Here is a 13,662-nt window from a genome sequence, read left to right as displayed (position 1 = left end):
GGAGGCGCCGGCGCGGCTTCACGCGGCGGCCTCGTTCAGGTGGCAGGCCGACCAGTGGCCGGGCGCGATTTCCTTCAGCGGCGGCACCTGTTCGCGGCAGCGCGGCATGGCGTGCGGGCAGCGCGGATTGAAGGCGCAGCCGGGCGGCGGCGCCAGCGGCGAGGGGATCTCGCCCTTGATGGGCGTGAACTTGCGGCCGCGCCGGGCCACGTCCGGCACCTCGGCGAGCAGGGCCTGCGTGTAGGGGTGGTTGGCGCGGGCGAATATCTCGGCGGCGGTGGATAGCTCGACGATCTTGCCGAGGTACATGATGGCGACGCGATCGGAGATGTGCCGCACCACGCCCAGGTCGTGGCTGATGAAGAGATAGGTGAGGTCGTGCTGCTCGCGCAGGTCCATGAACAGGTTGATCACCTGGGCCTGGATGGACACGTCCAGCGCCGCCACGGGCTCGTCGCACACCAGGAAGGACGGCGACACCATGAGCGCGCGGGCGATGCCGATGCGCTGGCGCTGGCCGCCGGAAATCTGATGCGGCAGGCGGTCGCGATACTCGCGGTCCAGGCCGACCGAGGCAAGGGCGCTGTCCACGCGGGCGGGGATTTCCGCCGCGGGCGCCAGCTTGTGCACCTTCAGCGATTCGCCCAGGATCTGCCGGAGCCGCTGGCGCGGATTGAGCGAGGCCTGCGGATCCTGGAAAACCATTTGCACGCCCAGCACGTAGTCCAGGCGGTCGCGGCCGCGCAGTTCCGCGACGGGGCGGCCCTGGTAGCGCAATTCCCCTTCGGTCTGGCGATACAGGCCGGCCACCACGCGGCCCAGGGTCGATTTGCCGCAGCCGGATTCCCCGACCAGGCCGACGACCTCGCCGCGCGCGATCGACAGGCTCACCCCGTTGACGGCGTGCACGGTGCGGCGGTCCAGCGGCCTGCCGGCCAGGGCCAGCAGGCGCTGCGCCAGGTCGGGACGCTGTTCGAAGCGCTTGTGCACATTGGTCAGTTCGATCACGGGCGCCCCCGGCGCCTTGAACGGCGTCCTGGCCGGCGCGGGCACGGCATCCGGGGTGGCATCCAGGGCGGCGTCGTCCGGCCGCGATGCATTCATGTCCATGCTCATTCCCGCACCTCCGCCGGCGTGCCCTGGCTGGCGCGCCGCACCGGCGCATGGCAGTGGAAGCTGCGCTTGCCTTCGTTCGTCACGCCCGGGAAGGTCTCCGTGCAGCGCGTGACGGCGTTCGGACAGCGCGGCCGGAAGGGACAGCCCGACGGCCGCGCCGACAGGGTGGGCGCCATGCCGTTGATCTGCTGCAGGCGCGCGCCCGGCAGGGCCGTGCCCGGCATCGAGCGCAGCAGGCCCTGCGTATAGGGATGGCGCGGCGCTTCCAGCACCTCCGCCACCGGCCCGGTCTCGACGATGCGGCCGGCATACATCACGGCCACGCGATCGGCCAGCTCGGCCACCACGCCCAGGTCGTGGGTGATCCAGATCAGCGCGGTGTTCTTGGTCCGGCAGATCTCCTGCATGCGGTAGAGGATCTGGCCCTGGATGGTCACGTCCAGCGCCGTGGTCGGCTCGTCCGCGATGATCAGGTCCGGGTCGTTAAGCATGGCGATGGCGATGGCCACGCGCTGGCGCATGCCGCCGGAAAACTCGTGCGGGTAGCTGCGCAGGCGCGTCTCGGGCGAGGGAATGCCCACCATGGCCAGGGCGTCGCGGCAGCGCGCCATGGCTACGGCGCGGCTGACGTTCTCGTGGGTTAGGATGGCCTCGGCCATCTGCTCGCCGACCCGCAGCACGGGGTTCAGCGTCATCAGCGGATCCTGGAAGATCATGGCGATGCGGTTGCCGCGCAGGCGGCGCATGCCTTCCTCGTCCAGCTTGCGCAGGTCCTTGCCCTGGAACTTGACCTCGCCCTCGACGACTTCGCCCGGCGGGTCGATCAACCCCAGCAGGGAAAAGCCGGTGACCGATTTGCCGGAGCCCGATTCGCCGACCAGGCCCAGGATCTCGCCGCGGCGCAGGGTCAGGTTGACGCCGTCGACGGCCGGCCAGGCGCCGGCGGTGGTGTGGAATGCGGTGCGCAGGTTGCGCACGTCGAGAATAATGTCGCTCATCGTCGCGGATCCAGGCTGGCGCGCAGACGGTCGCCCAGAATATTGATGGTCAGGATAAGCAGCAGCAATGCGATACCGGGGAACAGGCTGATCCAGTAATCGCCCGACAGCAGGTATTGGAAGCCGTTGGCGATCAGCAGGCCCAGGGACGGTTCGGTGATGGGCACGCCCACGCCCAGGAAGGACAGCGTCGCTTCCAGCGCGATGGCGTTGGCGATTTGCACGGTGGCGTACACCATGACGGGGCCGATGCAGTTGGGCATCAGGTGAAAGAGGATGATGCGCCAGGCGGGAAAGCCCAGGTTGGCGGCCGCCTCGACGTATTCCTTGCGCCGTTCCTGCAGGGCGCGGCCGCGCATGATGCGCGCGTAGTGGGCCCATTGCACCAGCACCAGGGCCAGGATGACCTTGTCCACGCCGCGCCCCATCACGGCCAGCAGCACCAGCGCCACCAGGATGGAGGGAAAGCCGAGCACGAAGTCCACCACCCGCATCAGCACCGCGTCGACGAGGCCGCCGGCGTAGGCGGCCACCAGGCCCACCAGGCTGCCGACCGCCGTCGCCAGGATCACGGCGCTCAGGCCCACCATCAGGCTGATGCGCAGGCCGTACAGGATGGCGCTGAGCATGTCGCGGCCCTGGTCGTCGGTGCCGAGCCAGTACATGTGGCCGTCCATCGAGGCCGAGCGCGGCGGCAGGCGGCCGTCCAGCAGGTTCAGGTTGGCGAGGTCGTAGGGATTCTGCGGCGCGAAATGCGGCGCCAGCAGGATCACGACCGCGAGGACCAGCAGGATCAGCAGGGTGCCGCGCGCGGTGGGCACGGCATGGAGCTTCTTGAGTATGGCCGCGCGGCGCGGGGTGTCCGCCAGGGGAGGCACGGTGCGCGTGCGGCCGGAATGTTCAGGAGTGGGCATGATGAGGGTGGCGGTCCTTGGCCAGGTTCAATTCGCGGGAGCGAGCAAGCGCACGCGCGGATCGAGCACGGCATAGAGGATGTCGACGATCAGGTTGATGACCACGAACAGCAGGGTGACGAACATCACGTAGGCGACGACGACGGGGCGGTCCAATTGGTACACGCTGTCGATCAGCAGCTTGCCCATGCCGGGCCAGGCGAACACGGTCTCGGTAATGGTGGAATAGGCGATCAGGTGGCCCATTTCCATGCCGATGACGGTCACCACCGGGATGAGGATGTTGCGCAGGATGTGGCGGCTGACGATGCGGCCCGGCCGCACGCCCTTGGCGCGCGCGAATTTGACGTATTCCTGGCTCTGCGCCTCGGCCACGCCGGACGCCGTCATCCGCAGCACCAGCGCGACGTTGGCCAGGGCCAGGTTGATGGCCGGCATGATGATGTGCGCCCAGCCGTCGCGCGTGAGGAAGGAAAACGGCACGCCGAACACCGAGACGGTGTCGCCGCGCCCGGACGCCGGCAGCCAGCCGAGCCAGACCGCGAACATGAGGATCAGCATCATGCCCTGCCAGAAGTTCGGCAGGGAGAAGCCGAGGACCGACGTGCTCATGATGGTGCGGCCCAGCGGCGTGTCGCGGTACAGGCCCGCGACCAGGCCCAGCGGGATGCCGAACAGACAGGTCATGGCGATGGCCACGGCCACCAGCTCGAACGTGGCCGGCATGCGCTGCAGGATCATGTCCAGCGCGGGCACGCCCTGGACGAAGGAGTTGCCGAGATCGCCGTGCAGCGCATTCCACAGGAAATGGGTGTATTGCTGCCAGAGCGGCAGGTCCAGGCCCAGCCGGATGATCATGGCCTGGCGGTCGGCGGGGCTGGCTTCCGGGCTGACGAGCAGCTCGATGGGATCGCCCACCGCATACACCGCACAGAAAACGACGACCGAGACGGCGAGTAGAACGAACAGGCTTTGCAAGAGCCTGCGCAGGATGAACAAGGCCACGCGGGAATTCCCTAACAGTATTGCGCGCGCCCAAAAGGGACGCGGGCGATACTTTAACCCGGCGACCGCCGGCTGGCGCTGCGCCGCGGCGCTGTTACGAAGGGCCGCGGCGCGCCGCCGAGGGAAGATCCCGCGGCGGGGCGGGCAAAGCTAGGGCAAACACCTAGTTCGAATGCTGGCCCTCCCGGGCGCCGGCGGCGGGGCCGGTGCCGGCAAAGATGGCGAGGCGCGGCGCCTCGGGGCGGGAGGCATGCCGGACGTCGACCAGCACCTTGTCGTACAGCGCGGCGGGATAGGCATCCGGTTGCCGGTGCGCGATGCGCTGGATGCGGTCCGCCGGGACGTTGCAGCGGTCGGCCAGGCGCCTGCCGACCGCCTCCATCATGCTGTCGATTTTTCCCGGCGATGTCGTGCCGGCGAAGCCGTGCACCTCGATGCTGTGCAGTTGGTCCGGCTCGTCGAGCGCGCACAGGCGGTCGTACACGTTCGGGGCGCGCGCATCGTCGCCGGCGGGCAGGTTCGGGCCGGCGGCCGCCGGACGGGAGAGGGACAGGGTGTTGTACATGGCGTTGGCTCCAGGAAAGGAACCCTGTGTGTCACCCCATGCCCGCCGGTGTTCCCGGTTGCGGCAGGGACTTTTTCGCCGCGGGCCCGAGCCACGGGCCTCAGGCCTCAGGCCCTGGGCGCGACCGGCTGGGCCAGCCGCACCATCGTCACGCCGGGGCGGACCGTGACCGCGGGCATGATCAAAACGCAATCCTCGTAGGGCGTGGCGACCGCTTCGCCGTCCGACCAGGCGATGACGGTCCCGGCGTGCGGCAGCTTTTCCAGCCCCTTCCAGGGCTGGTCGAAGCGGAAGTCCATGCTCTGGGCGGCGATGGCGTGCGTCACGCGCAGCGCTTCCTGGGCGGGCGCGGTTGGCGCGAACCACGCGCCGGGAAGATCGGCCGCCTCGACGATGCCGGAGGCCACCAGGAAACGCGCCACCTGGTCGATGGCGACCTGGCGCGCGGAAGGCGCGCCGTGGAAGCCGCATTCGATCAGCAGCGACCGCGAGCCGTTGTCTTCCTCGGCGCCGAAGCGGCCATAGTCGCGCATGCGCACCCCCGAGGCGTGGCCGGCGTCGGCGATGATGTGGGCCGGATTGCCCAGCGTCAGCGCCAGGTCGATGTTGTGCTGGCGCACGCCGGACATCTGCAGGGGCACCGTGGAATTGCTCATGGAATGAATGTCCAGCAGCCAGTCCGCCTTCTTCACCCAGAGCAGGAGCTGCGCGGCGCGGCGCCGCTCCTGCGTGGAGGGATCCGACAGCCTGTCGTCCGACCAGACGCGGTTCATATCCTCGTCGACGAAGCGCGACTCGGTGTACAGCGCGGGATCGAAGCGGTCGAAGGCGGCGAGGTTGCAGAACGCCAGCGTCAGGGCGCCGCGGCGCGGCCGCACGGCGGCGCCCAGCACGTCCTTCAGCGCCCACGCCCCGCACAGTTCGTTGCCGTGTATCAGGGCGGTGATCAACACCGTCGGGCCAGGCTGGCCGGAGTCGAAATGCCAGACGCCTTCCGTGCCGGTGTTGCCGGCACGTTCCACGTTGATGTCGGGAACGGCGAGTTCGAAAGGGCGCAGGGGAATGCCGGTGCTGCTGGCGGTAGACATCGGGCCTCCTGGATGTGGTCGCGGACGAAGAACACGAAAAGCGCAAGCATACGCATTGCCGCGCATCGGTCAAGGGAGAGGTGTCCCCGACGTCCGGCCCATGGCGGGCGGCGTCGCGTGGAGGATAGAAATTCTCAATCCCCGCCGGCTGTTCGTTCGAAAATTTCAGCGTAACGGCGTCGACATTTGGCGAGTCGCCCCGGGCCGGTTATAGTTTGCACCCATTCTTCCTGGCCGGGCCGCCACCATGCAAACCGACTACGCAGAACTTGTCCGACGCACGATCCGCAGCGTACCGGATTGGCCCAAGCCCGGCGTGGTGTTCCGCGACATCACGCCCGTTCTGCAAGACCCGCGCACCTTCCGCGCCCTGATCGATCTTTTCGTCTATCGCTACATGCGCCAGCGCCTGGACCTGGTCGCCGGCATCGACGCGCGCGGCTTCATCATCGGCAGCGTGCTCGCCTATGAGCTGAATCTCGGCTTCGTGCCGGTGCGCAAGCAGGGCAAGCTGCCGTATCGCACGGTGGCGGAGCCCTATTCGCTGGAGTACGGCAATTCGGCGGTGGAAATCCATACGGACGCGGTGCGCACCGGCCAGCGCGTGCTGCTGGTCGACGACCTCATCGCCACCGGCGGCACCATGATGGCGGCCGTCAAGCTGCTCCAGCGCCTGGGCGCCAATGTGGTGGAAGCCGCCACCATCATCGATCTGCCCGAACTGGGCGGCGCGGCCAACATCGCGGCCACCGGCACGCCCCTGTATTCGATCTGCCGCTACGACGCGGAAAGCGCCTAGTCCCAACTCCCGGCACGGAAGCCGTCTCTTTCCGGGCCTGGTTCGCGGCGTTCATGCATCTACATTCATACCCATGAGTACGAACGACGTTAAAAGCGCCAGGCGCGTCCTGGAGATCCTCCAGTTTTTTGCCGCGACACAGGCGCCGGCAACCCTGACCCAGGTTTCGGTGGCGCTGAATATCCCGAAGTCCAGTTGTCTGGCCCTCTTCGACACGCTGGAGGCAGACGGCTACGCGCACCAGGTTGCCGGGCGCTACTGCCTGACGCGGCGCTGGCTGAACGAGGCCCGGGCCGTTGCCGAACACGACCAATTGATCGAGCGCATCCGTCCTACCCTGGAAGCATTGCGCAACGAACTCGATGAAACGCTGATCCTTGCCCAACGCTCGGGCGAGCGCGTGATTTACCTGGACGTGGCGGAACCCGACCGCACCGTGCGTTTCACGGCCAAGGCGGGTCAACTCAAGCCATTGCACGCATCGGCCTCGGGACGAGCCTTGCTTGGCGCCTTGCTGCTGGACGAGCGCGAAGCGCTGGTATCCCGCCTGAAGCTGGAGCGTTATACGGCCCGAACCCTGCAAACCCCCCGGAAGTTGCTGGCATTGGTCGCCTCCGAAGCCCGGCAGGGCTGGCATGTGAACCTGGGGGAGCACCAGGCCGACACGCTGTCGGTGGCTGCCCCATTGGTGCTCTATGACACGACGCTGGCGATCGTGGTGGGCGCGCCGCTCGACCGCGCGGGCCCGAAGGCGGATGCCATCGGCCAGGCCCTGCTTGCGGCTTGCAAGCGGTTGGCCCGGCAATTCGAGCATCTTCCTCCCGCGCCGCTTTCCAGGTAGGCCCTCGCGGCCGGTAGTAGTCCCCTCAGGGCGGCCTTGCGCCGCCCCGCCTCCCGGGCGGTTCAGCCCGACGCTTCCCCTCTTTTCCTGGCATGGCCTCCCTTGCGGCCGTGGTTTCGTTCGTCCGTTCGTCCGTTCGTCCGCGAATTCCGGGTTTCTACCTATGGGTGCCGTATTTTCTGTTTCTGTTCATGGATATAAACTTTGGTTCTCATTTATGTTTATGAACAGAAGTTCATGAATAAGAATCAAAAAAAGTAAGGACTCGGAGGTTTCCGCGTGCCTGGCGCGACGCCGCGCCCCGTTTGGAGAGGAAGCAACATGGCAGGCTTGTACTACGAGCAGTTTTCCCCGGGCCAGACGTTCCATCACGACTGGACCCGCACCGTAACCGAGATGGACAACGTCCTGTTCAGCACGCTCACGATGAACGTGCAGCCTCTGCATCTGGATGCGCACTTCGCCGCCAGGACCGAGTTCGGCAAACCCCTGGTCAACAGCCTGTTCACATTGGGCCTGCTGATCGGCATGACGGTGAACGACACCACGCTGGGAACCACGGTGGCCAATCTGGGCATGAGCGAAATCACGTTCCCTAAGCCCGTCTTTGCGGGCGACACCCTGCACGTGCGCACGCGCGTGCTGTCGATGCGCGAGAGCAAGTCGCGTCCGAGCGCCGGCATCGTCGAATTCGAGCACACCGCGATCAACCATCGCGATGAAGTCGTGGCCGTGTGCAAGCGCTCGGCCCTGATGCATAAGCGCCCGGCGTAGGAGCTGCCCCACATGATCCGTTCCATGCTGTTCGTGCCTGGCGATTCCGGGCGCAAGTTCGAGCATGCCGCCACCAGCGCGGCCGATGCCTTGATCCTGGATCTGGAAGACTCCGTCGCCCCGGGCCAGAAGCCCGCGGCGCGCATGCAGGTGCAGGCATCCTTGCAAAGCCCCTGCGATAAGGCCCTGTGGGTGCGCATCAATGCCCTGGATAGCGCGGAAGCCCTGGCCGACCTGGCCGCCGTCATGCCCGCGCGCCCGCGGGGCATCGTCCTGCCCAAATGCGCGGGCCGCGCCGACCTGCTGCGCCTGGCGCATTACCTCGACGCCCTGGAGGTCGCCGCGGGCATCGCGCCGGGCAGCACCCGCATTCTCGCCATCGTCACCGAAACCGCGCAATCGCTGTTCGGGCTGCACGACTACCGTGGCGCCACGACCCGGCTTTGGGGCTTGTCCTGGGGCGGCGAAGACCTGGCCGCCGATCTCGGGTCGCTGCGTAACCGGGTGGCGGGCCGTTACACCGAGCCCTTCCGCCTGGCGCGCTCGTTGTGCCTGATGGCGGCCGCGGCGGCGGGCGTGCTCGCGGTGGATACGGTGTGCGTCGATCTGCAGGCTCCCGAAGTCCTGGCCGATGAAACCAGCGAGGCTTTCCGCGATGGCTTCGTCGCCAAGATGGCCATCCATCCGCGCCATGTCGAAACCATCAATGCGCTGCTGAGTCCGGATGAGAAGCAGCGCCAGTGGGCGCGCGCCGTCGTCGAGGCCTTCGAGGCGAATCCGGGGGCGGGGGCGCTGAAGCTGGACGGCATGATGATAGACATGCCCCACCTGCGTCTGGCGCGCCGTCTGCTGGGAGGCTAGGAATGCCGGGTCCTCTGCATGGAATTCAGGTAGTCGACATGACCAGCGTGGGCATGGGCCCCATGGCCACCCAGATGCTGGGCGACATGGGGGCGGACGTCATCAAGGTGGAGTCCGCCGACGGCGACGTGTTCCGTCATGTCACGCCGCAGCGCCATGCCGGCATGAGCCATACCCACCTCAATCTCAACCGCAACAAACGCAGCGTGGTCATTGACGTCAAGTCCGAGCCTGGCCGCCGGCAACTCGACGCCTTGATCGCCGAGGCGGACGTCTTCATCACCAACATGCGCGCGCCCGCGGTAAGGCGGCTGGGCCTGGACTATGCATCGCTGCAGCCGCGCTTTCCGAATCTGGTCTACTGCGCCTGCTATGGGTACTCGGAGCGCGGCCCATACGCCGGCCGGGCTGCCGTGGACGACACCATCCAGGCCGTGTCCGGCCTGGCCTGGTTGCAAGGCGGGACCGAAGGACAGGCTCCACGGTACGTCAACACCGTGGCCGCGGACAAGGTGGTGGCGCTATACGTGGCTAACGCCGTGACCAGCGCACTGCTCGCGCGCGAGCGTGGCGCCGGCGGCCAGGCGATCGAGGTCCCCATGTTCGAGTGCATGGTGGCTTTCCTGGCGCCCGAGCATCTGGCTGGACTGACCTTCGTGCCGCCGGAAGGGCCGGCGGGGTATGCGCGCCTTCTCAACGAATATCGCAGGCCTTTCCGCACCAGGGACGGCTATATCAGCGTCGTGCCATACACCACGCCCCAGTGGCAGCGCTTTTTCGCCCTGACGGGGCACCCGGAGATGGCCGATGACCCGCGCTACCGGACCTTGAACAGCCGCAGCCGCCATTTTTCGGAGCTCTACCGCTACGTCGATGCCGTGCTGGCCGAGCGCGGCACCGCCGAATGGCTCGACCTTCTGGCGACGGCGGACATCCCGTTCGCTCCCGTGAACGACTTCGAGGCGCTGCTGGCGGATCCGCATCTGAGGGCGGTGGGTTTCTGGCGCGAGTCGGAGCATCCCACCGAAGGTCTGCTGGTTCAACCCGGCCTGCCCGTGAGCTTCAGCGCAACGCCGCCCGATATACGGCGCCATCCCCCCAACCTGGGTGAGCACACCGAGGAAATCCTGGGAAAAATTCACAAAGGCGCCTGACGCCGCCAGAGGTGCGAGGAGACATCGATGAATAAATTCATGCAAGCCACGCTGCTGGCCGCCATGGCGTGCGCATCCGTCGCGGCCGGGGCCGCCGGCTATCCCCAGGCGGGCAAGCCCATACGCTTCGTGGTGGGCTTTCCTGCCGGCAGCAGCATCGACAACGTATCGCGCATCGTGCTCGACGACATCCGCGCACGAACCGGCGCCGAGATCATCGTGGAGAACAAGCCGGGAGCCTTGGGTGTCCTGGGTGTGGACGCGGTCGCGCGCGCCTCGCCCGACGGCTACACCATGATGCCGAGCTCGAGCGCCACCAGTTCATCCGGCCCGCATCTGTCCAAGGCTTTCCAGCGCTACGACGCCCTCAAGGACTTCACGCAAGTCGGCCGGGTGGTGCGCTTCGACGTGGTGATCGTGACCCGGACGGGAGGTCCGCTCGAAAGCGCCAGGCAGTTGATCGCCGCGGCAAGGGCCAAGCCGGATGGCGTGACCAGCGGCTACGGCTCGGGCACCGGCCAAGTGGTCGCGGCTGCCTTCAGCAGGGCCGCCGGGGCGCGGGTGCTGGGTGTCGCGTACAAGGGGCAGCCGGCGGCGGTGACCGATCTGATCGGCGGCCGGGTCGATTTCGTGGCTTCCGATCTGGGGGCGGTGCTGGCGCAAATCCGTGCCCATAAGCTGAACGCCGTGGCCTTGATGTCAGGCAAGCGTTCAACCATCCTGACGGACGTGCCGACCGCTCAGGAACTGGAGCTGGGCAAACTCGACCTGACAGGATGGATAGGCGTTGCCGGCCCCGCGGGCCTGCCCCCGGAAGTCATGCGCTGGTGGACGGTGCAGTTGAGCGACACCATGCGTAATGCCGCGGTCCAGGAGCGGTTGCGAAATATTGGAATGGAGCCGGATCCGATGACCGGCGCGCCCTTGCAGGAATTCGTGCGGGAACAGTATGAAAGCTGGGGGCAGCAAATCCGGCAGGCGGGTATCCAGCCCGAATAGCGCGCCTTCCGGGATCCGGCGCTAGCGCCGGTCCTTCAACCGCGGCTTGATGAAGTCCAGGAAGGCGCGCGTCTTGGCCGGCAGGGTGCGCGAGGGCAGCAGGGCGAAAAGCGGCACCGGCGTCAGGTGCCATTCCGGCAGCACCCGCACCAGTCCCGTGCGTTCGATGGCGCGCTCCATGGCGTCGTAGACCAGCAGCGGCACGATGCCCATGCCGCGCACGGCCAGCCGGCCCAGCATGCCCATGTTGTTCGCGGCCAGGCGGCCGACCACCTGCACGCGCTCGACCCGCTCGCCGGAATGCAGCATCCAGAACTGATAGGCGTTGTCCGCGATGGGCCGCAGGCACTCGTGATGGGTGAGGTCGATGGGCGTGCGCGGCTCGCCGTGGCGGGCGAGATAGGACGGCGCGGCGTACAACTGGTGCGCCATCAGCACCACCTGGCGCGAGATCAGGCTGGAGTCCGGCTGCTGCCCGAAGCGCAGCACCAGGTCGTAGGGATTGCTGATGGGATCGATGGAGCGCACGCTCAGATCGAAGTCGCATTCGATCTCGGGGTATTCGGCGATGAAATCCCGAATGATCAGCGGCAGGAACAGGGTGGCCAGGCTGGGCGGCAGCGAGATGCGCAGGCGGCCCTTGGGCTGGGCCGCCATGTCCTGCAACTGGTCGTGGGCGATGCGCGCTTCCTCGACGATGTGGCGGCAGCGTTCGAAATAGATCGCGCCGGCCTCGGTCAGGTCGATGCGCCGCGTGGTGCGGTTCAGCAGCTTCACGCCCACCGAGCGCTCCAGTTCGGTGACCCGGCGCGAGAGGGTGGCCGGCGGGATGTTCAGCGCTTCGGCGGCATGGCTGAAATTCTTGCGCTTGGCCACCTCGACGAACAAGGCGATGTCGTTAAGCTGGATATCCACGTTTGAAGTCCCGGCGCTCGTGCGAGGCGCTATGCAATATCGACGCTCCGGCCTACAGGAACAATTTATACGCCGGATTCTCGGTTTCGTTCCAGTAGGGGTAGTCGCCTTCCTCCAGGAAGGCCTTGAACTGCTTCTTGTCCGAGGGCGGGACCTGGATGCCGATCAGGATGCGGCCATAATCGGCGCCCTGGTTGCGGTAGTGGAACAGGCTGATGTTCCACTCCGGCTTCATCGAGCTGAGGAAACGCATCAGCGCGCCCGGCCGCTCCGGGAACTCGAAGCGGTACAGCACTTCGTTCGTCGTCAGCGGCGAGCGGCCGCCCACCATGTGGCGCAGGTGGGTCTTGGCCATTTCATCGTGGGTCAGGTCCAGCGTGTCGAAGCCGTGCTTGCGGAAGTGCGCGGCGATCTTGTCCGGCTCGGCGGGGGAGGCCACCTGCAGGCCGACGAAGACGTGCGCGCGCGCGCTGTCGGAGATGCGGTAGTTGAACTCCGTGACGCTGCGGTTGCCCACCAGTTCGCAGAACTTGCGGAAGCTGCCGCGCTGTTCCGGCATGGACACCGCGAAGACCGCTTCGCGCATCTCGCCCACCTCGGCGCGGTCGGCCACGAAGCGCAGGCGGTCGAAATTGATGTTGGCGCCGCAGGTGATGGCCACCACGGTCTTGTTCTTCCATTTGTGCTGGGCCAGGTACTGCTTGGCCCCGGCCACGGCCATGGCGCCGGAGGGCTCCAGCACGCTGCGCGTGTCCTGGAAGACGTCCTTGATCGCGGCACAGATGGCGTCGGTGTCGACCACCACGAAATCGTCCACGTACTGCTTGACCAGGCGGAAGGTCTCGGCGCCCACCTGCTTGACCGCGGTGCCGTCCGCGAACAGGCCGACGTCGTTCAGCGTCACGCGGCGGCCCGCCTTGACGCTGCGCACCATGGCGTCCGAGTCCTCGGTCTGCACGCCGATCACCTTGACCTCGGGACGCAGTTGCTTGATGTAGGTCGCCACGCCGGCGATCAGCCCGCCGCCGCCGATGGCGACGAAGACGGCATCCAGGTCGCCCGGGTGCTGGCGCAGGATTTCCATGCCCACCGTGCCCTGGCCGGCGATGACGTCGGGGTCGTCGAAGGGGTGGACGAAGGTCAGCTTTTCCGTCTTTTCCAGCTTGGCGGCATGGGCGTAGGCGTCGGAGTAGCTTTCGCCGGCCAGCACCACCTCGCCGCCGAGGCGGCGCACGGCGTCGATCTTGACCTGCGGCGTGGTGGTGGGCATGACGATGACGGCGCGACAGCCCAGCTTGCGGGCCGACAGGGCCACGCCCTGGGCGTGGTTGCCCGCCGAGGCGGCGATCACGCCGCGCGCGCGCGCCGCCGGCGCCAGGTTGGCCATCTTGTTGTAGGCGCCGCGCAGCTTGAAGCTGAATACCGGCTGCGTGTCTTCCCGCTTGAACAGAATCGCGTTCGAAATTCGCTGGGACAGCAGGGGGGCCGGTTCCAGGGACGTCTCGACGGCGACGTCGTAGACTTTCGAAGTGAGGATGCGTTTCAAGTAATCGGTAGACATGAGGTGGGGTACCCCCCCTTACCGCGCGGAGCGCGCCCTCCAGGGGGCGGCGCGGGCGGACCGGAAGACCCG

Annotated in this window: 14 protein-coding genes; 6 read left to right on the top strand and 8 right to left on the bottom strand. The window is 67.2% G+C overall.

All coding sequences use genetic code 11. The features are described from left to right. Window positions 1-18: 18 nt before the first annotated feature. The 6 genes from CAL29_RS28345 to CAL29_RS28320 all read right to left on the bottom strand — a co-directional run bounded on the left by CAL29_RS28345 (window position 19) and on the right by CAL29_RS28320 (window position 5,686). Window positions 19-1,104, bottom strand: coding sequence for an ABC transporter ATP-binding protein (locus tag CAL29_RS28345; RefSeq protein WP_094856964.1), 1,086 nt, complete (start codon window positions 1,102-1,104; stop codon window positions 19-21). 8 nt (window positions 1,105-1,112) lie between these two features. Then, window positions 1,113-2,114 (bottom strand): ABC transporter ATP-binding protein, encoded by a 1,002-nt coding sequence (locus CAL29_RS28340; RefSeq protein WP_094856213.1) that lies wholly within the window; start codon window positions 2,112-2,114, stop codon window positions 1,113-1,115. Next, window positions 2,111-3,028, bottom strand: coding sequence for an ABC transporter permease (locus CAL29_RS28335; RefSeq protein ID WP_094856212.1), 918 nt, complete (start codon window positions 3,026-3,028; stop codon window positions 2,111-2,113). Before CAL29_RS28335 ends, CAL29_RS28340 begins: the two co-directional genes overlap by 4 nt. Window positions 3,029-3,055: 27 nt before the next feature. Next, the gene (locus CAL29_RS28330) at window positions 3,056-4,033 is read right to left on the bottom strand and encodes an ABC transporter permease (RefSeq protein WP_094856211.1); all 978 of its coding nucleotides are present in this window, start codon (window positions 4,031-4,033) and stop codon (window positions 3,056-3,058) included. Window positions 4,034-4,196: 163 nt separating this feature from the next. After that, the gene (locus CAL29_RS28325) at window positions 4,197-4,598 is read right to left on the bottom strand and encodes a hypothetical protein (RefSeq protein WP_094856210.1); all 402 of its coding nucleotides are present in this window, start codon (window positions 4,596-4,598) and stop codon (window positions 4,197-4,199) included. Window positions 4,599-4,705: 107 nt separating this feature from the next. Further along, on the bottom strand, window positions 4,706-5,686 hold the full coding sequence (locus CAL29_RS28320; protein WP_094856209.1) for a succinylglutamate desuccinylase/aspartoacylase domain-containing protein: 981 nt from the start codon (window positions 5,684-5,686) through the stop codon (window positions 4,706-4,708). Window positions 5,687-5,933: 247 nt separating this feature from the next. Here CAL29_RS28320 and CAL29_RS28315 point away from each other — a divergent pair, with 247 nt between their 5' ends. The 6 genes from CAL29_RS28315 (at window position 5,934) to CAL29_RS28290 (ending at window position 11,114) form a co-directional block, all read left to right on the top strand. Next, entirely contained in the window at window positions 5,934-6,485 is a 552-nt protein-coding gene (locus CAL29_RS28315) for an adenine phosphoribosyltransferase (RefSeq protein ID WP_094856208.1), read from the top strand. A 73-nt stretch (window positions 6,486-6,558) separates the two neighbouring features. Further along, on the top strand, window positions 6,559-7,326 hold the full coding sequence (locus CAL29_RS28310) for an IclR family transcriptional regulator (protein ID WP_179284208.1): 768 nt from the start codon (window positions 6,559-6,561) through the stop codon (window positions 7,324-7,326). A 321-nt stretch (window positions 7,327-7,647) separates the two neighbouring features. Next, complete coding sequence (locus CAL29_RS28305; RefSeq protein ID WP_094856206.1) at window positions 7,648-8,100, top strand: MaoC family dehydratase; 453 nt, start codon at window positions 7,648-7,650, stop codon at window positions 8,098-8,100. 12 nt (window positions 8,101-8,112) lie between these two features. Beyond that, window positions 8,113-8,961 (top strand): HpcH/HpaI aldolase/citrate lyase family protein, encoded by an 849-nt coding sequence (locus tag CAL29_RS28300; RefSeq protein ID WP_094856205.1) that lies wholly within the window; start codon window positions 8,113-8,115, stop codon window positions 8,959-8,961. Window positions 8,962-8,963: 2 nt separating this feature from the next. Further along, window positions 8,964-10,115: a CaiB/BaiF CoA transferase family protein gene (locus CAL29_RS28295; RefSeq protein ID WP_094856204.1), complete on the top strand. Its 1,152-nt coding sequence runs from the start codon at window positions 8,964-8,966 to the stop codon at window positions 10,113-10,115. Window positions 10,116-10,142: 27 nt separating this feature from the next. Then, the gene (locus CAL29_RS28290; RefSeq protein ID WP_094856203.1) at window positions 10,143-11,114 is read left to right on the top strand and encodes a tripartite tricarboxylate transporter substrate binding protein; all 972 of its coding nucleotides are present in this window, start codon (window positions 10,143-10,145) and stop codon (window positions 11,112-11,114) included. A 21-nt stretch (window positions 11,115-11,135) separates the two neighbouring features. Here CAL29_RS28290 and CAL29_RS28285 read toward each other — a convergent pair whose 3' ends face one another. Both CAL29_RS28285 and ilvA read right to left on the bottom strand, forming a co-directional pair. After that, the gene (locus CAL29_RS28285; protein ID WP_094856202.1) at window positions 11,136-12,029 is read right to left on the bottom strand and encodes a LysR family transcriptional regulator; all 894 of its coding nucleotides are present in this window, start codon (window positions 12,027-12,029) and stop codon (window positions 11,136-11,138) included. 52 nt (window positions 12,030-12,081) lie between these two features. Continuing rightward, window positions 12,082-13,590, bottom strand: a complete 1,509-nt coding sequence (gene ilvA, locus CAL29_RS28280) for a threonine ammonia-lyase, biosynthetic (protein ID WP_094856201.1) — start codon at window positions 13,588-13,590, stop codon at window positions 12,082-12,084. Window positions 13,591-13,662: the final 72 nt, after the last annotated feature.

Source organism: Bordetella genomosp. 10 (genome assembly GCF_002261225.1).
Classification (GTDB): Bacteria; Pseudomonadota; Gammaproteobacteria; order Burkholderiales; family Burkholderiaceae_B; genus Bordetella_C.
Note: the sequence above shows the minus strand (reverse complement) of the source record. Positions and strands in the feature narration are given on the sequence as shown.

Bases quoted from the DNA above. Each gene is read 5' to 3' on its own strand.
- CAL29_RS28345 (WP_094856964.1), bottom strand. From the start codon at position 1,104: ATGAATGCATCGCGGCCGGACGACGCCGCCCTGGATGCCACCCCGGAT.
- CAL29_RS28340 (WP_094856213.1), bottom strand. From the start codon at position 2,114: ATGAGCGACATTATTCTCGACGTGCGCAACCTGCGCACCGCATTCCAC.
- CAL29_RS28335 (WP_094856212.1), bottom strand. From the start codon at position 3,028: ATGCCCACTCCTGAACATTCCGGCCGCACGCGCACCGTGCCTCCCCTG.
- CAL29_RS28325 (WP_094856210.1), bottom strand. From the start codon at position 4,598: ATGTACAACACCCTGTCCCTCTCCCGTCCGGCGGCCGCCGGCCCGAAC.
- CAL29_RS28320 (WP_094856209.1), bottom strand. From the start codon at position 5,686: ATGTCTACCGCCAGCAGCACCGGCATTCCCCTGCGCCCTTTCGAACTC.
- CAL29_RS28315 (WP_094856208.1), top strand. From the start codon at position 5,934: ATGCAAACCGACTACGCAGAACTTGTCCGACGCACGATCCGCAGCGTA.
- CAL29_RS28310 (WP_179284208.1), top strand. From the start codon at position 6,559: ATGAGTACGAACGACGTTAAAAGCGCCAGGCGCGTCCTGGAGATCCTC.
- CAL29_RS28305 (WP_094856206.1), top strand. From the start codon at position 7,648: ATGGCAGGCTTGTACTACGAGCAGTTTTCCCCGGGCCAGACGTTCCAT.
- CAL29_RS28300 (WP_094856205.1), top strand. From the start codon at position 8,113: ATGATCCGTTCCATGCTGTTCGTGCCTGGCGATTCCGGGCGCAAGTTC.
- CAL29_RS28295 (WP_094856204.1), top strand. From the start codon at position 8,964: ATGCCGGGTCCTCTGCATGGAATTCAGGTAGTCGACATGACCAGCGTG.
- CAL29_RS28290 (WP_094856203.1), top strand. From the start codon at position 10,143: ATGAATAAATTCATGCAAGCCACGCTGCTGGCCGCCATGGCGTGCGCA.
- ilvA (WP_094856201.1), bottom strand. From the start codon at position 13,590: ATGTCTACCGATTACTTGAAACGCATCCTCACTTCGAAAGTCTACGAC.